Origin of the sequence: Massilia niastensis DSM 21313, from assembly GCF_000382345.1 — a bacterium.
GTDB classification, from domain to species: domain Bacteria; phylum Pseudomonadota; class Gammaproteobacteria; order Burkholderiales; family Burkholderiaceae_D; genus Telluria; species Telluria niastensis.
Genome location: NZ_KB908082.1, coordinates 112,124 through 135,169 on the forward strand (window position 1 = coordinate 112,124; position 23,046 = coordinate 135,169).

Annotated in this window: 19 protein-coding genes and 1 tRNA gene; 18 read left to right on the top strand and 2 right to left on the bottom strand. The window is 67.9% G+C overall.

The window, feature by feature from the left end; all coding sequences use genetic code 11:
• Positions 1-92: 92 nt before the first annotated feature.
• The 12 genes from adk (at position 93) to H162_RS0106095 (ending at position 14,348) form a co-directional block, all read left to right on the top strand.
• Complete coding sequence (adk, locus tag H162_RS0106040; RefSeq protein WP_020652557.1) at positions 93-749, top strand: adenylate kinase; 657 nt, start codon at positions 93-95, stop codon at positions 747-749.
• A gap of 170 nt (positions 750-919) precedes the next feature.
• Positions 920-1,501 carry a hypothetical protein gene (locus tag H162_RS0106045; RefSeq protein WP_156885486.1) on the top strand — a complete coding sequence of 194 codons (582 nt, stop codon included), beginning with the start codon at positions 920-922 and terminating at the stop codon, positions 1,499-1,501.
• Between the two features lie 100 nt (positions 1,502-1,601).
• On the top strand, positions 1,602-2,360 hold the full coding sequence (locus H162_RS0106050) for a 3-hydroxyacyl-CoA dehydrogenase (protein WP_020652558.1): 759 nt from the start codon (positions 1,602-1,604) through the stop codon (positions 2,358-2,360).
• A gap of 111 nt (positions 2,361-2,471) precedes the next feature.
• Positions 2,472-4,232, top strand: a complete 1,761-nt coding sequence (gene ggt / locus H162_RS0106055) for a gamma-glutamyltransferase (RefSeq protein WP_040786612.1) — start codon at positions 2,472-2,474, stop codon at positions 4,230-4,232.
• A 72-nt stretch (positions 4,233-4,304) separates the two neighbouring features.
• The gene (locus H162_RS0106060; protein ID WP_020652560.1) at positions 4,305-5,450 is read left to right on the top strand and encodes a patatin-like phospholipase family protein; all 1,146 of its coding nucleotides are present in this window, start codon (positions 4,305-4,307) and stop codon (positions 5,448-5,450) included.
• Positions 5,447-9,727 carry a two-component regulator propeller domain-containing protein gene (locus tag H162_RS30230; RefSeq protein ID WP_229451953.1) on the top strand — a complete coding sequence of 1,427 codons (4,281 nt, stop codon included), beginning with the start codon at positions 5,447-5,449 and terminating at the stop codon, positions 9,725-9,727. Before H162_RS0106060 ends, H162_RS30230 begins: the two co-directional genes overlap by 4 nt.
• Positions 9,728-9,742: 15 nt before the next feature.
• On the top strand, positions 9,743-10,459 hold the full coding sequence (locus H162_RS0106070; protein WP_020652562.1) for a response regulator: 717 nt from the start codon (positions 9,743-9,745) through the stop codon (positions 10,457-10,459).
• A 114-nt stretch (positions 10,460-10,573) separates the two neighbouring features.
• Complete coding sequence (locus H162_RS0106075) at positions 10,574-12,205, top strand: AMP-binding protein (RefSeq protein ID WP_020652563.1); 1,632 nt, start codon at positions 10,574-10,576, stop codon at positions 12,203-12,205.
• 12 nt (positions 12,206-12,217) lie between these two features.
• Positions 12,218-12,742 carry a MarR family winged helix-turn-helix transcriptional regulator gene (locus H162_RS0106080; protein ID WP_020652564.1) on the top strand — a complete coding sequence of 175 codons (525 nt, stop codon included), beginning with the start codon at positions 12,218-12,220 and terminating at the stop codon, positions 12,740-12,742.
• Between the two features lie 96 nt (positions 12,743-12,838).
• Positions 12,839-13,612 carry an EAL domain-containing protein gene (locus H162_RS0106085; protein ID WP_020652565.1) on the top strand — a complete coding sequence of 258 codons (774 nt, stop codon included), beginning with the start codon at positions 12,839-12,841 and terminating at the stop codon, positions 13,610-13,612.
• A 21-nt stretch (positions 13,613-13,633) separates the two neighbouring features.
• Positions 13,634-14,068: a BrnT family toxin gene (locus H162_RS32545; protein ID WP_156885487.1), complete on the top strand. Its 435-nt coding sequence runs from the start codon at positions 13,634-13,636 to the stop codon at positions 14,066-14,068.
• Positions 14,055-14,348 carry a BrnA antitoxin family protein gene (locus tag H162_RS0106095; protein ID WP_020652567.1) on the top strand — a complete coding sequence of 98 codons (294 nt, stop codon included), beginning with the start codon at positions 14,055-14,057 and terminating at the stop codon, positions 14,346-14,348. Before H162_RS32545 ends, H162_RS0106095 begins: the two co-directional genes overlap by 14 nt.
• A gap of 61 nt (positions 14,349-14,409) precedes the next feature.
• On the opposite strand, the gene H162_RS0106100 is transcribed toward H162_RS0106095, so the two are convergent.
• Positions 14,410-14,835: a type II TA system antitoxin MqsA family protein gene (locus tag H162_RS0106100; RefSeq protein ID WP_026354291.1), complete on the bottom strand. Its 426-nt coding sequence runs from the start codon at positions 14,833-14,835 to the stop codon at positions 14,410-14,412.
• Positions 14,836-14,866: 31 nt separating this feature from the next.
• Positions 14,867-14,941, bottom strand: a tRNA-Arg gene (locus H162_RS0106105).
• A gap of 227 nt (positions 14,942-15,168) precedes the next feature.
• On the opposite strand from H162_RS0106105, the gene H162_RS0106110 reads away from it, so the two are divergent.
• The 6 genes from H162_RS0106110 to fcl all read left to right on the top strand — a co-directional run bounded on the left by H162_RS0106110 (position 15,169) and on the right by fcl (position 22,871).
• Positions 15,169-17,103 carry an ATP-binding cassette domain-containing protein gene (locus tag H162_RS0106110; RefSeq protein WP_020652569.1) on the top strand — a complete coding sequence of 645 codons (1,935 nt, stop codon included), beginning with the start codon at positions 15,169-15,171 and terminating at the stop codon, positions 17,101-17,103.
• 44 nt (positions 17,104-17,147) lie between these two features.
• Positions 17,148-17,876, top strand: coding sequence for a CAAX prenyl protease-related protein (locus H162_RS0106115; protein WP_020652570.1), 729 nt, complete (start codon positions 17,148-17,150; stop codon positions 17,874-17,876).
• A 45-nt stretch (positions 17,877-17,921) separates the two neighbouring features.
• Positions 17,922-19,121, top strand: a complete 1,200-nt coding sequence (gene epsL, locus H162_RS0106120; RefSeq protein ID WP_026354293.1) for an XrtB/PEP-CTERM-associated polysaccharide biosynthesis outer membrane protein EpsL — start codon at positions 17,922-17,924, stop codon at positions 19,119-19,121.
• 32 nt (positions 19,122-19,153) lie between these two features.
• Positions 19,154-20,536 (top strand): undecaprenyl-phosphate glucose phosphotransferase, encoded by a 1,383-nt coding sequence (locus H162_RS0106125; RefSeq protein WP_020652572.1) that lies wholly within the window; start codon positions 19,154-19,156, stop codon positions 20,534-20,536.
• A 230-nt stretch (positions 20,537-20,766) separates the two neighbouring features.
• A complete protein-coding gene (gene gmd / locus H162_RS0106130) occupies positions 20,767-21,882 on the top strand; it encodes a GDP-mannose 4,6-dehydratase (RefSeq protein WP_020652573.1) in 1,116 nt (371 codons plus the stop codon).
• A 2-nt stretch (positions 21,883-21,884) separates the two neighbouring features.
• Positions 21,885-22,871: a GDP-L-fucose synthase gene (gene fcl / locus H162_RS0106135; protein ID WP_020652574.1), complete on the top strand. Its 987-nt coding sequence runs from the start codon at positions 21,885-21,887 to the stop codon at positions 22,869-22,871.
• The last annotated feature ends 175 nt before the right edge of the window (positions 22,872-23,046 follow it).

A 23,046-nucleotide genomic window follows, 5' to 3' on the forward strand; every position in this document is an offset into this window, starting at 1 on the left:
GGTCAAGGTAGTCAGGAATGCATCACCACGCGATCGCTCGCCAACCACAATATCCCGTTTTTTTCATTATCCTCTAGGACTCTAGGAAACTCATGCGTCTCATTCTGTTAGGAGCGCCCGGCGCCGGCAAGGGCACCCAGGCTAACTACATCAAGGAAAAGTTCAACATTCCGCAAATCTCGACCGGCGACATGCTGCGCGCGGCGATCAAGGCGGGCAGCGAGCTGGGCCTGGCCGCCAAGAAGGTGATGGACGCCGGCCAGCTGGTGTCGGACGACATCATCATCGGCCTGGTGAAAGAGCGCCTGAAGCAGGCCGATTGCGCCAACGGCTACCTGTTCGACGGCTTCCCGCGCACCATCGCGCAGGCCGACGCGATGAAGGACAGCGGCGTCAACATCGACTACGTGCTGGAAATCGACGTGCCGGACGTGATGATCGTCGAGCGCATGTCGGGCCGCCGCACCCACCCGGCCTCGGGCCGCGTGTACCACGTCAAGTTCAACCCGCCACGCGTGACCGACACCGACGATGTGACCGGCGAACCGCTGATCCAGCGCGACGACGACAAGGAAGAAACCGTCAAGAAGCGCCTCGAGGTGTATCACAACCAGACCGAAGTGCTGCTGGGCTACTACAACAAGTGGGCCCAGTCGGGCCTGCCGGGCGCGCCGAAGTACCGCAAGATCTCGGGCGTGGGCCCGGTCGAGCAGGTGCGTGACGCGGCGTTTGCGGCCTTGGCGGAGTAAGTTTCCGTCGCTGCGAAAGAAGCGGGCCTGAGGGTCCGCTTTTTTTTCGTCAGCCCACACCTTCCTGTCCGGAAACGCCTTCACGCGTGCGAGAAAGTGTTTCGTGTGCGCCGTGTCCGCCTGAGCAAGCCGATAATGGCTTATCGCTTGTCAAGCCTGCGAGGTGAACCATGAAACATTCCAGAGCCATCCTTGCCTTGCTGGCTGCGCTGGCCGCCGGCGGCGCCTGCGCCCAGAGTACCGGGAGCGTGAAGGGACAGGCGCCGCCCATCTCCTACGGCCCGGTGCTCGACCCGCAGGAGAGCTCCGCGCCGGCCGCCGGCGCCGATGTCCGGCCCCAGGCCCAGGAAGAGAAGGCGGGCGCGCCGCCGCAGTCGCGCCAGAACGAGCTCGACCCGACGGCCCGCCCGGCGCCCCAGCCCGCGCAGCCGGAGCAGCCCGCCGCGAAGGAGCAGCCGAACAAGGAGGGCAAGACCAGGCGCGCGCCGCGCCGCTCGATCCAGCAGCGCATCCAGAGCACGCCGCGCATCGCCGCGCCGGCCCCGTCGGCCCATCCGTACGGGCGGATCGCGGCCCCGGCCGCCGGCGCGCCGGCGCCCGTGGCGCCGGCGCCGGCCCAGATCACGACCTGCAGCGGCGGCATCTGCGCCGACACCTCGGGCGCGACCTACCGCACCGGGATCGGCAATGCCGCCGTCAGCAGCAGCGGCCGGCTGTGCAACCGCAGCGGCACCACGATGCAATGCTTTTGACGCAAGCGGATGAGCTCATGGTTTTTCCGCGCAAAAGTTCGCTACAATGCCGTTGATTGACGTTTACGTAAACGGCAAAGTACTTTTACAAGGGAAAACCATGCAAATTCAGAACAATGTGTTCATCGTCACGGGTGGCGCGTCGGGCCTGGGAGCGGCCACTGCGCGCATGATCGCCGAAGCGGGCGGCAAGGTCGTCATCGCCGACGTCCAGGCCGAAGCCGGCGCCGCGCTGGCAGCGGAGTTGAAAGGCCAGTTCGTCAAGTGCGACGTCACTTCGGAAGCGGACGGCAAGGCCGTGGTCGAAGCGGCCGTGGCCCTGGGCACGCTGCGCGGCCTGGTCAACTGCGCCGGCGTCGCGCCCGCGGTCAAGACCGTCGGCAAGGACGGCCCGCATCCGCTGGACGTGTTCCAGCGCGCCGTGAACATCAACCTGGTCGGTACCTTCAACATGGCGCGCCTGGCCGCCGAGGCGATGGGCAAGACCGCCGAAGCCGAGTACGGCGAGCGCGGCGTCATCATCAACACCGCCTCGGTCGCGGCCTTCGACGGCCAGATCGGCCAGGCCGCCTACGGCTCGTCCAAGGCCGCCGTGGCCGGCATGACCCTGCCGATGGCGCGCGACCTGGCGCGCAGCGGCGTGCGCGTGATGACCATCGCCCCGGGCATCTTCGAGACCCCGATGCTGATGGGCATGCCGCAGGAAGTGCGCGACTCGCTCGGCAAGATGGTGCCGTTCCCGCCGCGCCTCGGCATGCCGAAGGAATATGCGCACCTGGCCAAGGCCATCATCGAAAACGTCATGCTGAACGGCGAAACGATCCGCCTGGACGGCGCGATCCGCATGCAGCCGAAATAAGCCTGTCCTGAAAGCAACCGGCGAATGCTGTACGATGGAGCCGGATGTCGGGCGCGCGGCGCAGGCCGCGCGCCCGTTTTGCTTTTGGAGAGCCGATTGAACACACTGAAGATGCTTGCCCTCGGCCTGGCGCTGGCCGGGCTGGCCCACCAGCCCCTGCTGGCCCAGGAATCGCTGCAGCGCGCGCCGGAAGCGGCCAGCGGCTATGCCGAGAAGGCCGGCTGGCCGGCCCGCAACTACATGGTGGCCGCGGCCAACCCGCTCGCGGTCGATGCCGGCTACCGGATCCTGAAGCAGGGCGGCAGCGCGATCGATGCCGCCATCGCCACCCAGCTGGTGCTGACCCTGGCCGAGCCGCAGTCCTCGGGCATCGGCGGCGGCGCCTTCCTGGTCCACTACGACGGCAGGCAGACCCAGGCGTTCGACGGCCGCGAGACCGCGCCCGGCAAGGCCGACGAGCACCTGTTCCAGCGCCCCGACGGCAAGCCGCTCTCGCGCACCGAGGGCATCGTCGGCGGCCGCTCGGTGGGCGCGCCGGGCGTGCTGCGCATGCTCGAGCTGGCGCACCGCCAGCACGGCAAGCTGCCGTGGAAGACGCTGTTCGAGCCGGCCATCCGCCTGTCCGAGGACGGCTTCGCGGTCAGCCGGCGCCTGCACGCGCTGCTGGCGGGCGACGCCCACCTGCGCAAGGACCCGGTGGCCGCCGCCTACTTCTACGACCGCGACGGCCAGCCCTGGCCGGTCGGCCACGTGCTGAAGAACCCGGAACTGGCCAGGACCCTGCGCGAGATCGCCGAAGGCGGCGCCGACGCCTTCTACAAGGGCCGCATCGCGCGCGACATCGCGGCCAAGGTGGCGGGCCACCCGACCAATCCGGGCCTGCTCAGCGCCGCCGACATCGCCGGCTACCGGCCCAAGGTACGCACGCCGGTGTGCAGCGATTATCGGGTATACACCGTATGCGGCATGCCGCCGCCGTCCTCGGGCGGCATCGCGGTGGCGCAGATGCTGGGCATGTTCGAGACCATGGACATGAAGGCGCTCGCGCCCGCCAACGGCGTGCCGGGCGCGCAGGCCGTGCACGTGTTCTCGGAAGTGGGGCGCCTGGCCTACGCCGACCGCAACCGCTATGCGGCCGACACCGACTTCGTGCCGCTGCCGGGACGCGGCGTGCCCAGCCTGATCGACAAGTCCTACCTGGCGCGCCGCGCCAACCTGGTCCAGCAGCGCTCGATGGGCGAAGCGCCGGCCGGCACCCCGCCGGGCATGGAAGTCGCGTGGGGCACCGACAACGCCATCGAGACCCCATCCACCTCGCACGTGGCGGTGGTCGACGGCTACGGCATGGGCCTGGCGATGACCACCACCATCGAGGATGCGTTCGGCTCGCGCCAGATGGTCGGCGGCTTCATGCTGAACAACCAGCTGACCGACTTTTCCTTCGACTCGCGCGACGCCGACGGCCCGGTCGCGAACCGCGTCGAGGCGGGCAAGCGCCCGCGCAGCGCGATGTCGCCGACCATCGTGTTCGACAAGGCCAGCGGCAAGCTGGTGCTGACGGTCGGCTCGCCGGGCGGCCCGGCCATCATCAACTATGTCGCCAAGGTGCTGGTCGGCACCCTCGACTGGGGCATGAACGTGCAGCAGGCGATCGCGCTGCCGAACTTCGGCAGCCGCAACGGCCCGACCGAGCTGGAAGCGGGGCGCTTCCCGGCCGCCACCGTCGGCGAGCTGCAGGCGCGCGGCCATCAGGTGCGCATCAGCGACCAGACTTCGGGCCTGCACGGCATCGAGCGCATCTCGATCCACGGCGTGCCCTTGTGGTTCGGCGGCGCCGATCCGCGCCGCGAAGGTGTGGCAAAAGGCGAATAATCCGGTTTTATTTCCCTCAAGACACTTGGTTTTTGCTAACCTTGTCAGGTGGAGAGTAAAGAGAAAACCGGATTGATCCTGACGGGCGGCGGAGCACGCGCCGCCTACCAGGCGGGGGTGCTGCATGCCGTATGGCGCATCCTGGCGGACGCCGGCCGCAGCTCCCGCCACACCCCGTTCGACATCCTCTGCGGCACCTCGGCCGGCGCCCTGAACGCGACCGCGCTGGCCTGCCGCGCCGACGATTTCGCCAGCGGCGTGCGCGGCCTGCTGGCGGTGTGGGAGAACGTCGCCGCCCACGCCGTCTACCGGGCCGATTCGCTGGCGGTGCTGCGCTCCGGCGCGCGCTGGCTGTCGCTGCTGTCGTTCGGCTGGCTGCTGCGCAAATGGCATGCCTCGCCACCCACTTCGCTGCTCGACAACACCCCGCTGGCCGGCCTGCTGCACCGCGTGCTCGACCTGCCGCGCCTGGACGCGGCGCTCGCCGACGGCGTGCTGCATGCGCTGGCCGTCACCGCCTCGTCGTACAGCAGCGGCCACCACATCACGTTCTACCAGAGCGCGTACACCATCGAACCCTGGAAGCGCCACCAGCGCCTGGCGCTGGCGACCCAGATCGGCGTCGAGCACCTGCTGGCGTCGAGCGCGATTCCCTTCATCTTCCCGGCCGTGCCGCTGTACCTGGCGGGCCGCCGCGAGTACTGCGGCGACGGCTCGATGCGCCAGCTGGCGCCGATCGCGCCCGCGATCCACCTGGGCGCGACCCGGGTGCTGGTGGTGGGCGCGGGCCGCATGCACGAACCGGAGCGCCAGGAGGCCGACAGCGGCGGCTATCCCAGCCTGGCGCAGGTGGCAGGCCATGCGCTGTCCTCGATCTTCCTGGACAGCCTGGCCGCCGACATCGAACGGCTCCAGCGCATCAACCAGACCATCGGGAGCGTGCCCGCGCAGGCCCGCGCCGCGGTGCCGCTGCGCCCGATCAGGCTGCTCGTCATCGCGCCTTCCGAGCGCCTCGACGACATCGCGGCGCGCCACACCGGGAGCCTGCCGCCGCCGGTGCGCAGCCTGCTGGGCGGGATCGGCGCCACCGAGGCGCGCGGCTCCGCGCTCGCGTCCTACCTGCTGTTCGAGGCCAGCTACACGCGCGAGCTGATCCGCCTCGGCGAACACGACACCCTGGCGCGGCGCGGCGACGTGCTGGCCTTCTTCGCCCCATGATGACACTCACACGTTTCCTGGTTTTGGTCCTGCTGCTGGCGCTGGCGGCAGGCGCGCGCGCGGTCACGCCCGAGCCGACCCTGCGCTTCGAGCACCTGTCGGTGCAGCAGGGGCTGGCCCAGGAATCGGTGCAGACGGTGGTGCAGGACCGCGACGGCTTCATGTGGTTCGGCACCCAGTCCGGCCTGTCGCGCTTCGACGGCTACCGCTTCATCAACTACCGCAACGAGATCGGCAACCCGAAGAGCCTGGCCAACAACTGGGTGCGCGTGCTGTACGTCGACCGCCACGGCACCCTCTGGCTGGGCACCGACGGCGGCCTGAACCGCTACGATCCGGCCACCCGCAGCTTCGTGCTGTACCTGCCCGACGAACCGGCGCGGCGCGGCAGCGGCAACCGCCACATCTCGGCGATCGTCAGCGATGGCGGCGACGGTTTCTGGATCGGCACCGCCGACGGCCTGCAGCACTTCGACACCCTGACCGGCAAGTTCAGCACCTGGCACCACGCGCGCGGAGACGACGGCAGCCTGAGCGACGACGGCATCCATGCGCTGGCGCTGGACGCCGGCGGGCGCCTGTGGATCGGCACGAATGCGGGCCTGGACAGCTACGATCCGACGCGCCGGCAATTCACGCGCCACCCGTCCGAGCTGGATGCGCGCGCGCGCCCGGTGCATACGCTGCTGGTCGACAAGGCCCAGCGCCTCTGGGTGGGACGCTTCGGCGGCCTGGAGCGGCATGCGCTGCACGGACCGGAGCAGGGCAGGGTGCGCCGCTTCGGCCCGCAGGACGGGATCGGCCTGCACTGGATCACGGCGCTGTACCAGGACGTGCAGGACACGATCTGGATCGGCTCCCACGACGACGGCCTGTTCCGCTGGCGCGCGGACGGCGACCGCTTCGACAGCTACCGCAACGCCGTCAACGACCGCTACAGCCTGGCGGACAACCAGGTGGCCTCGCTGTACCGCGACCGGGTCGGCACCTTCTGGGTCGGCACCTGGTACGGCGGCGTGTCGCGCGTGGACCTGGGCAGCGGCGGCTTCGCCCGCATCGTGGCCCGGGCCGGCATGCCCGGGTCGCTGGCCGACAGCAAGGTGAGCGCCATCCTCGAGGACGGGCAGCGCCTGTGGGTCGGCAGCACCACGGGGCTGAGCCACTTCGACCCGGCCACCGGGCGCGCCGAGGTCTACCGCCACGAGCCGCGCAACCCGAACAGCCTGATCGACGCCCCGGCGACCGCGCTGGCGCGCGACCGCAACGGCCTGCTGTGGATCGGCAGCCGCACCGGCATCACCGCCTTCGACCAGCGCAGCGGGCGCTTCCGGCGCCATGTGCTGCCGGGCGGCGCCGAGGCCAACATCGTGCGCGGCCTCATGGCGGGCCGCGACGGCTACCTGTGGATCACCACGCGCGGCGGGATGCACCGGCTCGATCCCGACACCATGGCCATCACCAGCTACCGCCACGACGCCGGCAAGATGACCAGCCTGGCCGACGACACCACCCGCCCGATGCTGGAAGACCGGCATGGCCGCTTCTGGGTCGGCACCTTCGACGGCCTCGACCTGCTCGACCGCGCCAGCGGGCGCTTCCGCCACTTCCGCCACGACCCCTACGACAGGAATAGCCTGAGCCAGAGCGAAGTCCACTACCTGCTGGAAGACAGCCGCGGCGACATCTGGGTCGGCACCGCCGGCGGCGTGAACCGCCTGGTGACGGCAAAGGACGGCTCGATCAGCTTCGAACGCTACACCACGCACGAGGGCCTGATCGACGACGCGGTGGCCGCGATGCTCGAGGATGGCGATGGCCGCATCTGGATCAGCACCTCGAGCGGCCTGTCGTGCTTCGACCGCAAGACCGGGCGCTGGCGCAGCTACACCGCCGCCGACGGCATCACCGAAGGCGCCTTCGTCGACGCCTCGGCGCTCAAGGCTTCCGACGGCGCCCTGTACTTCGGCGGCTTCAACGGCATCACCGCCTTCAACCCGCGCGCGATCCGCGACAACCGCATTCCGCCGCGCGCCGTGATCACCGGCCTGCAGGTGTTCAACCGCCCGATCGAGCAGGCCTTGCCGGGCGTGCTGTCCGGCCCCGTGGAGCGCGCGACCGACGTGACCCTGCCGGCCGGCTCCACCGTGCTGACCATGGAATTCGCGGCGCTGCACTTCGCCGCCCCCGACCGCAACCTGTTCGCCTACCGGCTCGACGGCTTCGACGAAGGCTGGGTGCAGAGCGACGCCGAAAAGCGCTTCGCCACCTATACCAACCTGGAGCCGGGCACCTATGTGTTCCGGGTGCGCGCCGCCAACAAGGACGGCATCTGGGGCGACGACGTGGCGGCGCTGGCGATCACGATCGAGCCGCCGCTGTGGGGCACGTCATGGTTCCAGCTCGGCGCCGTGGTGCTGGTCTGCACCGTGGTGTATACCGTGCTGCGCATGCGCGTCTCCGGGCTGCGGCGCCAGAAGGAATGGCTGGAGCTGCAGGTCGGCGCGCGCACCGAGCAGGTCGAGCACCAGAACCGCATGCTGGAGCGCCAGACCCGCGAACTGCGCGACCAGGAGCAGCGCGTGCGCCAGCAGACCAACGAGCTCACGCGCGCCTACCGCACCCTGCAGGAGAACGAGGACTTCCTGCGCCATGCGAAGCAGCGCGCCGAGGACGCGACGCGCCAGAAATCCGAATTCCTGGCCAACATGAGCCACGAGATGCGCACCCCGCTGGCCGGCGTGATCGGCATGCTCGGCTTCGCGCTGCGCGACGCCGGGCTGCGCGACAGCACCCGCGAGCAGATCCTGCGCGGCCAGGCCAATGCGCAGGCGCTGCTGGCGATCATCAACGACCTGCTCGACTTCTCCAAGATCGAGGCCGGCAAGCTGACGGTGGAGCGCATCGACTTCGACCTGCACGCGGCGATCGGCAACGTCGCCAGCCTGTTCCAGGAGCAGTCCGCGGCGCACAGCCTGGACTTCGCGGTCAGCCTGGACGACGACCTGCCGCGCTACGTGGTGGGCGACCCGACCCGGCTGCGCCAGGTCCTGGTCAACCTGGTCGGCAACGCCTTCAAGTTCACCCGCAGCGGCGGCGTGAAGGTGCAGGTGGAGCGCCGCGTGGACGACCAGGCCCAGGGCGGGGGCCGGCACATGATCCGCTTCACGGTGCGCGACACCGGCATCGGGATCCCGCCCGACGCGCTGTCGCGCCTGTTCCAGAAGTTCGAGCAGGCCGACACCACCACCACCCGCCGCTACGGCGGCACCGGGCTCGGGCTGGCGATCTGCCGCCAGCTGGTCGAGCTGATGGACGGCACCATCGGCGTCAACAGCACCGAAGGGAAGGGCAGCGTGTTCAGCGTGCTGCTGCCGCTGTCCGACGGCGTCGAGCCGGCGACGGTCGAGCGCCCCGCGCGCGCGCCGCACAGCCACCGCCTGAAGGTGCTGTGCGCCGAGGACTTCCCGACCAACCAGATCATCGCGCGCCTGATGCTCGAGGAGATGGGCCACGAGGTCGATATCGTCGAGAACGGCGCCGAGGCGGTGGCGGCCTGCGCGCGCACGCGCTACGACCTGGTCCTGATGGACGGGCGCATGCCGGAGATGGACGGCGCCACCGCCACGCGCCTGATCCGCGCCGGCGGCGCGCCGGACGCCCGGGTGCTCGACCAGCACGTGATGATCGTGGCGCTGACCGCCAACGCCACCGGCGACGACCGCGCGCGCTACCTGGCCTGCGGCATGGACGGCTTCCTCACCAAGCCGATCGACGAGGCCGAGCTGCACCTGGAAGTCTCGCGCGCGATCGAGCGCCAGCTTGCGCGCGGCGTGCTGCTCGAGCCGCTGCGCCTGCCCGAGGCGGCGGCCGCGGCGGAATCGGCCATGGCGGCGCTGGACGCGATGTTCGGGGTGATATCCGGCGCCGCCGCGCCGGCGCCGGCGGCGCCGCCGAATCCGGGCCGGCGCGCCGATGACCTGGCGGCGCGCCTGCGGGCCGCCTTCGCCGCCGACCTGCCGCGCCGCCGCGCGGAGCTGGACGCCGCCGTCGCGGCGGGCGACGCGGATGGCGCCGGCCGGGTGCTGCACGGCCTGCGCGGCAGCGCCAGCCACCTCGGCGAGGCGGCGCTGCAGCAGCTGTGCGCCGACCTCGAGGCGGCGGCCGCGGTCCCGGACTGGGAACGCCTGCGCGCCGGCCTGCCGCGCCTCGGCGTCCTGCTGGCCGGATACGTGGCGGCCCAGGATGAGCGAACTGCTTATAATGCGGCACCGAACTAGCGCGGAGGGGTGCAGATGAAAGTCCTGGTGGTCGACGACGACGTCGTCTCGCGCATGATGCTGATGCACCTGGTCGACAGCTGCGGCAGCCACGACATCGTCGAGGCGGAGGACGGCGAGGACGCCTGGCGCCAGCTGTCCGCCGGACTGCGGCCGGCGGTCGTGTTCTGCGACCTGCGCATGCCGCGCCTGTCCGGCCTGGCGCTGCTCGGGCGTGTGCGCGCCGACGCCGCGCTGGCGCGGCTTCCCTTCGTGCTGGTGTCGGCCGCCAGCGATGCGGCCACGGTCGACGAGGCGGACAGCCTGGGCGTGGACGGCTACATCGTCAAGCCGTTCCGGCCGGAGGACGTGCGCGGCCAGCTGGAGCGGCTGGCCGCCGGCGCGGCGCGCGACGACGCGGCGGGCGACGAAGCGCCCGCCGAGGTGGCGCGCCGGCTCGGCATCGACGTCGCGCGCCTGCAGCTCTACCTGGACGGCCTGCAGCGCCAGCTGCAGGCGGCCGGCGCCGAACTGGCGGCCCTGCTGGCCGGCGGCGACGCGCAAACGGCGCAGGTTCGCCTGGCCAGGCTGCGCGAAGGCTGCGCCACGCTCGGCGTGCACGGCGCGGCGGCCACCCTGGCCCGGCTGGCCCAGCTGGAAGGCGGCGCGCTGAGCGCCGCACGGGTAGGGCGGGCGCTGGAACAGGCCGGCGTATGCGTGCTGCGCCAGAGCGGGCGCATCCGTTCCGCATGAGATGAGGCCTGGTCGCGATCGGGCCCGGTCGGGGCGCTGATTCCGCTTGCTGATGGGTTATTTTAGATTTAAAGTATTTCCGGATTGTTGCCTGACCTTTTTCCGGGACCCGCCATGACCGACGTCACCGCAGCACTTTCTCCTTCCGGCTATGCCGACGGCTTCGCCCGCGCCAACCTGCCGCCGCCGCAGGAGTGGCCCGAATTCCTGTTCGAACTCCCCGAGCTGCATTACCCCGAACGGCTGAACTGCGTCGCCGAGCTGCTCGACGGCGCGCTGCGGCGCGGCTGGGGCGAACGCACCGCGCTGGTGGGCGCGCGCGAGCGGCTGAGCTATGCGGAGCTGCTGGCCCGGGTCGACCGCATCGCCCATGTGCTGCGCGACGACCTCGGCCTGGCCACCGGCAGCCGGGTGCTGCTGCGCGGGGCCAACTGTCCGATGATGGCGGCCTGCATCCTGGCCGTGATCAAGGCCGGCTGCATCGCGGTGCCGACCATGCCGCTGCTGCGCGCGCGCGAACTGGGCACGATCGCCGACAAGGCGCGCGTCAACGCCATCCTCTGCGCCGGCTCGCTGTGCGCCGAGGCCGACGCGCTGGCCCGGGGCGGCCTGCCGCTGCTGCGCTTCGACGCAGAGGACGCGCCCGACGGGCTGGAGGCGCGCATGCGGCGTCATACGGCGCCTTTCCCGGCCCCGGACACGGCGGCCGACGACGTCTGCCTGATCAGCTTCACCTCGGGCACCACCGGCGTGCCCAAGGGGACGATGCACTTCCACCGCGACGTGCTGGCGATCTGCGACTGCTTCCCGCGCCATACGCTGCGCTCGAGCGCGGACGACATCTTCATCGGCACGCCGCCGCTGGCCTTCACCTTCGGCCTGGGCGGCCTGCTGCTGTTCCCGCTGCGCGTGGGCGCGACCGCCGTCCTGATAGAGAAGCTGACTCCGGAGACCCTGCTGGCGGCGATCGCCCGGCACCGCGCCACCGTGTGCTTCACCGCGCCCACCTTCTACCGCCAGATGGCGCAGCTGGCGCCGGGCTTCGACCTGTCCAGCCTGACCCGCACGGTGTCGGCCGGCGAGGCGCTGCCGCTGGCCACGCGCGAAGCCTGGCAGGCGGCCACCGGGCTGGCGATGATCGACGGCATCGGCGCCACCGAACTGCTGCACATCTTCATCTCGGCGGCCGGCGACCAGGTCCGCCCCGGCGCCACCGGCAAGCCGGTGCCCGGCTACCGCGCCTGCATCCTGGACGAAGCGGGGCAGCCGGTCGGGCCGGGCGTGATCGGGCGGCTGGCGGTGAAGGGGCCGACCGGCTGCCGCTACCTGGCCGATCCGCGCCAGCGCGACTACGTGCGCAACGGCTGGAACCTGACCGGCGACGCCTACGAGATGGATGCGGACGGCTACTTCCATTACCGTTCGCGCACCGACGACATGATCATCTCGGCGGGCTACAACATCGCCGGCGCCGAGGTCGAGGAGGCGCTGCTGCGCCATCCGGCGGTGGCCGAATGCGGCGTGGTCGGACGCGCCGACAGCGAGCGCGGGCAGGTGGTCGAGGCCCATGTGGTGCTCAAGGCCGGCCAGGCGCCGTCCGAGGCGCTGGTGCTGGAACTGCAGGAATTCGTCAAGCAGCAGATCGCGCCCTACAAATATCCGCGCGCTGTGCGGTTTCGCGAACAGTTGCCGCGTACCGAAACGGGTAAACTGCAACGGTTTAAATTACGCCTTGACGCGGTGTGAGGACGGGACCCCATGCAGGATTTCGACGGGCAGGAGGACGAGGCGGCAGGCGACGACCTCGGCGGACCGGACCTGGAAAGCCGCCTGACGAATGAACACCACCAGTCGCTGCGGCTGTGGCTGCGCATGCTGTCGTGCACGGTGCGGATCGAGAACGAGATCCGCAGCCGGCTGCGCACGAGCTTCGGCATCACCCTGCCGCGCTTCGACCTGATGGCCCAGCTGGAGCGCTATCCGGACGGCCTGCGCATGGGCGAGCTGTCGCGGCGCATGATGGTCACCGGCGGCAACGTCACCGGCATCACCGACCAGCTCGAGAGGGAACAGCTGGTGGTGCGCGTGCCCGACGCCAGGGACCGGCGCGCCTACGCGGTCAAGCTGACGCCGGCGGGGCGGCGCGCCTTTGCCGAGATGGCGGCCGTGCACGAGCGCTGGCTCGAGGAAATGCTGGCCGACATCCCGGCCGAGGACAAGGCCAGCCTCAGCAGCCTGCTGTCGACGATGAAGCGGCGCCTGAACGTGGGCGACCGCTCCTGATTTGGTGGCTTTATTACATTGCCGCTGTCTATAGCAATCGTGCGACCTGGCGGCGGCGACAGCGGATAATCAGTGCTCGACCCGACAGGAGGCGCCATGGTGATCCAGCCCGAAGTGCCACCCGAATACCGTTCCTGCGGGCGCTGCAGGCATGCGCGGGAACTGGGCTTCGCCCTGGCCTTCGCCTACCAGCCCATCGTCGACCTGGCCGGGCGCACCGTGTTCGGCTACGAGGCCCTGGTGCGCGGACCGCGCGGCGAGAGCGCGTGGTCGGTCCTGTCCCAGGTGAACGAGACCAACCGCTACGAATTCGACCAGGCCTGCCGGATCGGGGCGATCAAGGGCGCGGCGGCGCTGGGCATCCGGGAACGCCTGTCGATCAACTTCATTCCCAACGCGGTCTACCATCCCGCTACCTGCATCCAGAGCACCTTCAATGCCGCGCGCGAATCCGGCTTCCCGCCCGAGAACCTCATCTTCGAGGTGACCGAAGGGGAGCGGGTGCGCGACCGCCCGCACCTGGTCAACATCTTCCGCGAATACCGCAACTACGGCTTCAGCACCGCGATCGACGACTTCGGCGCCGGCTACGCCGGGCTCGGGCTGCTGTCCGAATACCAGCCGACCATCCTCAAGATCGACATGGCGCTGGTGCGCGGCGTGGACCGCGACCGGATGCGCCAGGCCATCGTCAAGGGCGTGATGGCGATGTGCCGCGACATGGGGGTGCAGGTACTGGCCGAGGGCGTCGAGACCGTGGCGGAGCGCGATGTGCTGGCCGAGGCCGGGGTGGGGTTGATGCAGGGTTTCCTGTTCAGCAAGCCGATGCTGCGCTCGCTCGGCGAGGTCAGGGCCGAGGCCTGGCACTGAGCCGGCGTTCAGCGCTGGCGCGTGCAAACCAGCGTCATTTCAGGCTTGGGTAATCAGCCCGACCGGGTCGGAAACCGGCATGATGGCCAGGTTTCGATAGGGAAGGGTAGTGCAGATACCAACAGAAATGCCAGCGGCCGCGTATTGCTCATCTTTCCCGGCGCACCATGGCCCTTCCCGCACATCGGCCGAATCGCAGTCGCTCCATGGACGCTCCTCGTCCTTGATCAGCTGGTTTATCGTCTATACGAAAATCTTGTCTTCTATATTTATCGTATATACAATAAATACGTGGACATTGCATTCGATCCAGCCAAAGACAAGACCAACACCGGGAAGCATGGCGTCGCGCTGGCGGCAGCGGCTGAGATCGAATGGGATGGCGCACTCGTGTGGGCTGACATCGGCCTGCGCAAGGCAAATTTGAGGGAGGTGAAACGATATGCCGAAGCTTAAACCGGGGACGATTCTCCCGACTCCGGAAGAGGATGCGGCAATTACCGCTGCCGCCTTGTCGGATCCGGACGCCCAGCCCCCGACGGACGCCGAACTGGCGCAGTTCAAGCCGGCACGCGGGCGTGGCCGTCCGGCCCAGGAAATAACCAAGCTGCCGACCAGCATACGACTGGATGCGCGCGTGGTGAGCGCCTTCAAGGCAACGGGGGAGGGCTGGCAAACCCGTATGAATGACGCGCTGCTCGAGTACGCCCGGCGGCACGGAATGCTCGCTGATTGAGCGTCCCGGGTCGCCGTCTTCCCGAGTCTTCCTGATAGTGACCCCGGACTTGAGCCCCCGCTTACGCGCCGGCTGCGGCGTCCTTGCCGTCCGCCCGGATCTCGTCCAGCAGTTCGGGATGGCGGTCCAGCAGGCGCAGCAGCTTGATGAGTGCAACCGGCGGCGTTTCCTTCCCGGTCTCATAGCGGGAGAACGCATCGGCGCCGCCGCCGAACAGCTCGCCGGCTTCGCGCTTCCCCAGTCCGAGTTTCCTGCGCACGGCGCGGACGAAGGCGGAGGAGTCGACGCCGGCGTCCACCTGCTTGCGGAAGGCCTGGATCAGTTTGCCGTAGCGGCTGCCTGCCTCGTGGGTGAAGATGAATTCCTTGCAGTCGCGGCAATAGTCGCCACTGACATCGGGGATCGTGGTGGATTGGCCTCGATAGGAATAGGGGAGATCGCGAATGGCATGCACAAGGGGCGACTCACCGCAGATGGGACATTTCATCTCGATGGCTCCTTGATGAAAGGCGAGGTGGTGGTCCCTCCGACTGGAATCGAACCAGTATCCCACGCTTAGGAGGCATGTGCACTATCCATTGTGCTACGGAGAGGACGCTCGCGCCGCCACATGGGCGGGCAGGGCAGGACGAGCCTGCAGACCGGCGGGCGGACCCCGTTGAACGGGCCGGGACCGTGGACCGGTTGCAATTATAGCCGAGGAAAGGGGGATAAATGGAAGTCCGAGGCAATCAGTCGGTACAATGTGCGCCTCATTCAATCAATTCACGCATTCCGATCGCCCGCCCAGCAGCGGCGCGCCGGGGCGATCCCACAGAACATGGCTGTCATTTCCCTTACTTCCGCCCAGCTGGCCTTCGGCCACGTGCCACTGCTCGACCACGCTGATTTTTCCCTCGAGACCGGCGAGCGCGTCGGCCTGATCGGCCGCAACGGCACCGGCAAGTCCTCGCTCCTCAAGATCCTCTCGGGCCGCTCGAAGCTCGACGACGGCCTGCTGGTCATGCAGCAGGGCCTGACCATCGCCTACGTCGAACAGGAACCGGTGTTCGATCCCGCCATGAGCGTGTTCGACGTGGTCGCCGGCGGCATGGGCGACCAGCAGGCCATGCTCACCGAGTACGAATCCCTGACCGGCCAGTTCGGCCAGGGCGATGACGATGCCCTGATGGAGCGCATGCACGAGCTGCAGGTGAAGCTCGACGCCACCGATGGCTGGAACGTGGGACACAAGGTGGAGACCACCCTCGACCGCCTCGGCCTGGTGGCCGAAGCGAAGATGGGCACCCTGTCGGGCGGGATGCAGAAGCGCGTGGCGCTGGCCGTGGCCCTGGTCTCGGCGCCGGACGTGCTGCTGCTCGACGAACCGACCAACCACCTCGACTTCACCTCGATCAAGTGGCTCGAAGGCCTGCTGCGCGACTTCCGCGGCTCGGTCCTGTTCATCACCCACGACCGCAGCTTCCTCGACAACGTCGCCACCCGCATCATCGAACTCGACCGCGGCCGCCTGCTGTCCTTCCCGGGCAACTTCACCACCTACCAGGAGCGCAAGCGCGAACTGCTGGCCAACGAGGAAGTCGAGAACGCCAAGTTCGACAAGTTCCTGGCCCAGGAAGAAGTGTGGATCCGCAAGGGCGTGCAGGCGCGCCGCACCCGCGACGAAGGCCGCGTGCGGCGCCTGGAAGCGCTGCGCCTGCAGCGCAGCGCACGCCGCGAACAGCAGGGCCAGATCAAGCTCGACGTGGGCACGGGCGAGCGCTCGGGCAAGATCGTCGCCGACCTCGAGAACATCTCGAAGAGCTACGGCGAGAAGCGCATCGTGACGGACTTCAGCGGCACCATCCTGCGTGGCGACAAGGTCGGCCTGATCGGCCCGAACGGCGCCGGCAAGACCACCTTGCTCAAGATTATCCTCGGCGAAGAAAGCGCGGACAGCGGCGCGGTGCGCCTTGGCACGAAGCTGAATGTCGCCTATTTTGATCAGATGCGGGCCCAGCTGAACGAGGAAGCCAGCCTGGCCGACACCATCGCGCCGGGCAGCGACTGGGTCGAGATCAACGGCCAGCGCAAGCACGTGATGACTTACCTGAGCGACTTCCTGTTCGCCCCGGAACGCGCCCGTTCGCCGGTCAAGTCGCTCTCGGGCGGCGAACGCAACCGCCTGCTGCTGGCGCGCCTGTTCGCCAAGCCGGCCAACTGCCTGGTGCTCGACGAACCGACCAACGACCTCGACATCGATACGCTCGAACTGCTGGAGGAATTGCTTGAGGACTACACCGGCACCGTGTTCCTGGTCAGCCACGACCGTACCTTCCTGGACAACGTGGTCACCCAGGTCATCGTTGCCGAAGGCGAAGGGGTGTGGCGCGAATACGTCGGCGGCTACAGCGACTGGGAGCGCGTGAGGACCAGCGCGCCGGCCGCCGCCAGCGCTGCGGCGCAGGCGCAGGCGGCGCCGAAGGCCAGCTCGACAAAAAACGACGGTATGTCATCCACCGCACAGAGCGTCTCTGGCAAGAAGGTAAAGTTGAGCTACAAGGAGCAGCGCGAACTGGAGGAACTTCCTCAACTGATCGCGACTCTTGAAGATGAGCAGTCCGCGATTACGGCCCAGCTGAATTCGCCGGACTTCTACAAGCAGAAGCCCGGCGATGCGCAGCGCCTGACCGCCCGCGTCGCCGAGATCGAGGATCTGCTGCTCGACGCCTTGGAACGCTGGGAGCGCATCGAAGCTCGCGCCAAGGGAGAGTAGCCTAACGAACAGGCAAGCAGGCCAGGCGCCTGCCACACACGCACATGACCGAGCACAACGAACGCCGTATCGCTCCACCTTCCGCTGCGGCGCTCCCGGTCGATACGCCCTTCCTCAGCCGCGCCGCCTGGGCGCGGATCCTGCCTTTCGGCACCTACATCTTCTTCATCGTCCTTGGCGACATGCTCGAGCGCATCGGCTTCGAGCGTGCCGCCCTGCGCTGGCTGTATCCGGTCCAGATCGGCGCCGTGGCGCTGCTGCTGGCCGTGTTCTGGCGCCAGTACGCCGAGCTGCGCCAGTCTTCGCTCACGCTCGGGCAGGGCCTGGTCGCGCTGGCCGTCGGCCTGCTCGTGCTGGTGCTGTGGATTCACCTCGACCAGCCATGGATGACCATCGGCAGCAGCCCCGGCTATGACCCGCGCACCGCGGGCGAGATCGACTGGATGCTGGTGGCGATCCGCATCGCCGGCGCCGCCCTCGTGGTTCCTCTCATGGAAGAACTGTTCTGGCGCTCGTTCCTGATGCGCTGGGTCGAGGAATCCGATTTCGAGCGCGTCGATCCGGCCCGTGTCGGGGTCAAGGCCTTCCTGGTTCCCGTCGTGCTGTTCGGCTTCGAACACAACCTGTGGCTGGCCGGCATCGTCGCCGGCGTGGCCTACAGCCTGCTCTACATGCGGCACCGGACCCTGTGGTCGGCCGTGCTGGCCCATGCCGTCACCAATGGAGTCCTGGGGTGCTGGGTGGTGGCGACCGGCAGCTGGTCGTACTGGTAAACAACAATCCTGTACAGCGCAACGACTTTCGAGAAGACAGACAACATGATGAGCTTACGCTACCGCCCCATGGCCGTCCTGATCGGCGCCCTGTTCACCGTTCCCGCCTTCGCCCAGCAGCCGGAAGAGGGCATGCGCCTGTACGGCGGCATCGGCTGGGCCTACGACGACAACATCCTGCGCATCCCCGACGACGAGCGACCCTTCGACAACAAGCGCGGCGATTCCTATCGCACCGCCGAGGCCGGCCTGGTCTACAACAAGCGCATCAGCCGCCAGCGCGTGGCCGCCACCGCCAAGGTGTCGAAGGTCAGCTTCGACCACTTCGACCAGCTCGACTACGATGGGCGCGACCTGCAGGCGACCTGGTACTGGCAGCTCGGCAACAAGCTGGACGGGCGGGCCGAGGCCAGCTATGCCCAGGTGCTGGCGCCGTACACCGACTTCCGCAGCAACCAGCGCAACCTGCGCCAGCAGCGCCGCCAGTTCTTCGATGCCGGCTACCGCATGCACCCGAGCTGGAAGCTGCGCGCCGGTTTTTCGCGCGACAAGTACACCTATGACCTGCTGAGCCAGCGCTTCAACAACCGTACCGAGAAGGCGGCCGAACTCGAGCTCGTGTACCAGCCGAAGAGCGGCAGCTCGGTCGGCCTGGTGGCGCGCCGGGTCGAGGGCGAATACCCGTTCCGGCGCCCGGTCAACACGGGCCTGCTGGTCGACGACTTCACCCAGGACGAGCTGAAGGCGCGCGTCAACTGGTACGCCACCGGCTCGACCACCCTGCAGGCCCTGGTCGGCTACGTGCGCCGCGAGCAACCCTCGTTTGGCGAGGGCAAGACCAGCGGCGTGAACGGCCGCGTGACCGCGCTGTATGTGCCGCGCGGGAAGATGACCTACAGCGCCTCGGTATGGCGCGAGTTCGCCCCGATCGAAAGCACGATCGTCAGCTACACCCTGAACAAGGGCGCCAGCCTCGGCGCCAGCTATGCGGCGACCGCCAAGCTCAAGGTCGACGCCAGCGCCGTCTACGAGAAGCGCGACTACAACGCGCGCTCGGCCTTCCTCGGATCGAGCGACCTGAGCGACTCGATCCGCACCGCCAGCCTGCGCGCGACCTGGCAGGTCAAGCGCAAGATCCAGGTCGCGGCCGGCTATTCGCACCAGTCGCGCAGCGGTTCCGAAGTGCTCGGCATCGGCAAGTTCGATGCCAACATGGTCCAGGTCAGCGCCAACGTGCTGTTCTAAGGTGCCTGCCTGACATCGAAACGAAGTGAAACATGACGGTCAACGACATCCCGATCATCTCGTTCTTCCAGCGCGTACTCGATCCCCTGATCATCATGGGGACCCTGTACCTGGCCACGCTGTTGTACGAAGAGCCGTTCTCGGGATACTCGCTGGTGCTGATGATCCTTGCCTTCTTCATCTCCTCGGCCGTCTACCAGCACATCGATCCCTACCGCACCTGGCGTAGCGGGCGCATGCTGGCGTATGCGCGCGACACCGTGTTCGGCTGGTGCGTGACGATCGCGGTGCTGTATTTCCTCGGCTCGGCCAGCGGCCTGAAGTACTACTACGACGAACGCGTGCTGCTGGCCTGGTTCATCGCCACGCCGGTGACGATCCTGGCCAGCCACATCGCGGTGCGCATGGCCACCGGCAGCAGCGACCGCAGCAGCGAAGTGCGCTCGATCGTGGTGGTCGGGGCCAACGACGTCGGCATCAAGTTCGCCGGCGTCTGCGAACGCCACCCGAACCTGTTCATGCAGGTGCGCGGCTTCTTCGACGACCGCGCCGGCGACCGCCATCCGCCCGGCATGGCGCACCAGGTGCTGGGCAAGATGGCGGAGATCACCGCCTACGTGCGCCAGCACAACATCAAGATGATCTTCATCAGCCAGCCGATCTCGGCCCAGCCGCGCATCCGCAAGCTGATCGACGAACTCAAGGACACCACGGCCTCGGTCTACTTCCTGCCCGACGTCTACATCTTCGACCTGATGCAGGCGCGCTTCGACACCGTCGGCGGCATGCCGGTCATCGCGATCAGCGAGACGCCCTTCATGGGCTTCAACAGCGTGATCAAGCGCGCCACCGACATCGTGATCTCCTTCTTCGCCTTGCTGCTGCTGGGCCCGCTGATGCTGGCGACCGCGCTCGCCGTCAAGTACAGCTCGCCCGGTCCGGTCATCTTCAAGCAGCGCCGCTACGGCCTGTACGGCGAGGAAATCTACATCTACAAGTTCCGCTCGATGACCGTCACCGACGACGGCCCGACCATCGTGCAGGCCCGGAAGAACGACCAGCGGGTGACGAAGGTCGGCGGCTTCCTGCGCCGCACCTCGCTTGACGAATTGCCGCAGTTCATCAACGTCCTGCAGGGACGGATGAGCATCGTCGGCCCGCGCCCGCATGCGGTCGCGCACAACGAGCAATACCGCAAGCTGATCAAGGGCTACATGCTGCGCCACAAGGTCAAGCCGGGCATCACCGGCTGGGCCCAGGTGAACGGCTTCCGCGGCGAAACCGCCACGCTCGACAAGATGGAATCGCGCATCCAGTACGACCTCGACTACCTGCGCAACTGGTCGGTCTGGCTCGACCTGTGGATCATCCTGAAGACGGTGAAAGTGGTCTTTACCCGCGAAAACGCCCACTAAAATTTCCAGGCGTTACGTCGTCAAAAGTAATTAATTTTCGTCAAAACATACGCATTGTCGGGCGAACACGCGTGATCATGCGAGATGGCAACAATTGACTTAAGTCCTACTTAAAAGGGGCGCGCACGATTGGTAAGCTGTTTGCATGGCCGTTCGCGCTGCGTAGAATTGTTGATGAGTTTGCAAGATCCCAGGGGTTCGGTTACCTCTGCTTAACATGGGACAACAAGATGAAAAAAGCGCTGATCACAGGGGTAACCGGCCAGGACGGCTCCTACCTTGCGGAACTGCTGCTCGAGAAGGGGTACGAGGTGCACGGCATCAAGCGCCGCGCCTCCCTGTTCAACACCGACCGCATCGACCACATCTACCAGGATCCGCATGCGGACAATCCGCGCCTGGTCCTGCACTACGGCGACCTGACCGACACCTCGAACCTGACCCGCATCGTGCAGCAGGTCCAGCCCGACGAGGTGTACAACCTGGGGGCGATGAGCCATGTCGCGGTGTCCTTCGAATCCCCGGAGTACACCGCCGATGTCGACGCCCTCGGCACCCTGCGCCTGCTGGAAGCGATCCGCTTCCTCGGGCTCGAGAAGAAGACCCGCTTCTACCAGGCCTCGACCTCGGAACTGTATGGCCTGGTGCAGGAAACCCCGCAGCGCGAGACCACGCCGTTCTACCCGCGCAGTCCCTATGCCGTGGCCAAGCTGTACGCCTACTGGATCACGGTGAACTACCGCGAAGCCTATGGCATGTATGCCTGCAACGGCATCCTGTTCAACCATGAATCCCCGCGCCGCGGCGAGACCTTCGTCACCCGCAAGATCACGCGCGCGCTGGCCAACATCGCGCAGGGCCTGGAGCGGCAGCTCTACCTCGGCAACCTGGATGCGCTGCGCGACTGGGGCCATGCGCGCGACTACGTGCACATGCAGTGGCTGATGCTGCAGCAGGACCAGCCGGAAGACTTCGTGATCGCCACCGGCCGCCAGTACTCGGTGCGCCATTTCGTCGAAGTCGCCGCGCGCGAGCTCGGCATCGAGCTGGCCTGGCAGGGCGAGGGCGTGCAGGAGCGCGCGGTGGTGTCGCGCATCGAAGGCGAGCGGGCGCCGGGCGTCGCGCTCGGCCAGCCGGTGGTGGCGATCGACCCGCAGTACTTCCGCCCGACCGAAGTCGAGACCCTGCTGGGCGACCCGGGCCGCGCGCGCGAGCGCCTCGGATGGGAACCGCAGACCAGTTTTGAAGCGATGGTGCACGAAATGGTGGCGCACGACCTGGAAACGGCGCGTCGCCACAAGCTGCTCCAATCGCATGGCTACAACGTTGCACTTTCTTTGGAGTAAACGTGTCGAATACAACGCAGCCCCGCATCTACGTCGCCGGCCATCGCGGCCTGGTCGGCTCGGCCATCGTGCGCGCCCTGCGCGCCCAGGGCCACACCAGCATCGTCACCCGCACCCATGCCGAACTGGAACTCACCGACCAGGCCCAGGTGCGCGCATTCTTCCAGTCCGAGCAGATCGACCAGGTCTACCTGGCGGCGGCCAAGGTGGGCGGCATCCACGCCAACAACACCTATCCGGCGGACTTCATCTACGACAACATGATGGTGCAGGCGAATGTCGTGCACGAAGCCTGGAAGGCGGGCGTCCACAAGCTGCTGTTCCTCGGTTCCTCGTGCATCTATCCGCGCCTGGCGGCCCAGCCGATCCGCGAGGAATACCTGATGAACGGCATCCTCGAGCCGACCAACGAACCGTATGCGATGGCCAAGATCGCGGGCATCAAGCTGTGCGAGAGCTACAACCGCCAGTACGGCACCGACTACCGCAGCGTGATGCCGACCAACCTCTACGGGCCGGGCGACAACTACCACCCCGAGAACAGCCACGTGATCCCGGCGCTGCTGCGCCGCTTCCACGAGGCCAAGATGGGCGGCGCGCCCGAGGTGGTGATCTGGGGCAGCGGCAAGCCGATGCGCGAGTTCCTCTACGTCGACGACATGGCCGCCGCCAGCGTCTACGTGATGGACCTGCCGCACGAGACCTATGCGGCGAACACCGATCCCATGCATTCGCACATCAACGTCGGCACCGGCCAGGACGTCACGATCGCCGAGCTGGCGCGCCTGGTGGGCGAGACCGTCGGCTACCGCGGCCGCATCGTGTTCGACGCCAGCAAGCCGGACGGCACGCCGCGCAAGCTGCTCGACGTCTCCAAGCTCAGCGCGCTGGGCTGGCGCGCCAGCATGCCGCTCGCCGACGGCCTGCGCCGGGCGTACGCGGCCTATCTCAAGCAACAGGAGGAGGAGCCCGTGATGGCGGTGGCCTGAGCGGGTCGGGAGCGCCTGGCAAGATCCGCAGGGCAGGGCGCATCGTCGAAGACAGTACGCTGGTACGGCGAGACGAATGCAAGGCCGCCATGGGGGTTTTGTCAGGCGCTCTAGGGTGAGTGTTAATTGACGAACAGAGATCGAATCGTGCGCCTCCCAGAATGGATGAGTCCTG

Coding starts and splice junctions, on each gene's coding strand:
- adk (WP_020652557.1), top strand. CDS start 93: ATGCGTCTCATTCTGTTAGGAGCGCCCGGCGCCGGCAAGGGCACCCAG.
- H162_RS0106045 (WP_156885486.1), top strand. CDS start 920: ATGAAACATTCCAGAGCCATCCTTGCCTTGCTGGCTGCGCTGGCCGCC.
- H162_RS0106050 (WP_020652558.1), top strand. CDS start 1,602: ATGCAAATTCAGAACAATGTGTTCATCGTCACGGGTGGCGCGTCGGGC.
- ggt (WP_040786612.1), top strand. CDS start 2,472: ATGCTTGCCCTCGGCCTGGCGCTGGCCGGGCTGGCCCACCAGCCCCTG.
- H162_RS30230 (WP_229451953.1), top strand. CDS start 5,447: ATGATGACACTCACACGTTTCCTGGTTTTGGTCCTGCTGCTGGCGCTG.
- H162_RS0106070 (WP_020652562.1), top strand. CDS start 9,743: ATGAAAGTCCTGGTGGTCGACGACGACGTCGTCTCGCGCATGATGCTG.
- H162_RS0106075 (WP_020652563.1), top strand. CDS start 10,574: ATGACCGACGTCACCGCAGCACTTTCTCCTTCCGGCTATGCCGACGGC.
- H162_RS0106080 (WP_020652564.1), top strand. CDS start 12,218: ATGCAGGATTTCGACGGGCAGGAGGACGAGGCGGCAGGCGACGACCTC.
- H162_RS0106085 (WP_020652565.1), top strand. CDS start 12,839: ATGGTGATCCAGCCCGAAGTGCCACCCGAATACCGTTCCTGCGGGCGC.
- H162_RS0106095 (WP_020652567.1), top strand. CDS start 14,055: ATGCCGAAGCTTAAACCGGGGACGATTCTCCCGACTCCGGAAGAGGAT.
- H162_RS0106100 (WP_026354291.1), bottom strand. CDS start 14,835: ATGAAATGTCCCATCTGCGGTGAGTCGCCCCTTGTGCATGCCATTCGC.
- H162_RS0106110 (WP_020652569.1), top strand. CDS start 15,169: ATGGCTGTCATTTCCCTTACTTCCGCCCAGCTGGCCTTCGGCCACGTG.
- H162_RS0106115 (WP_020652570.1), top strand. CDS start 17,148: ATGACCGAGCACAACGAACGCCGTATCGCTCCACCTTCCGCTGCGGCG.
- epsL (WP_026354293.1), top strand. CDS start 17,922: ATGATGAGCTTACGCTACCGCCCCATGGCCGTCCTGATCGGCGCCCTG.
- H162_RS0106125 (WP_020652572.1), top strand. CDS start 19,154: ATGACGGTCAACGACATCCCGATCATCTCGTTCTTCCAGCGCGTACTC.
- gmd (WP_020652573.1), top strand. CDS start 20,767: ATGAAAAAAGCGCTGATCACAGGGGTAACCGGCCAGGACGGCTCCTAC.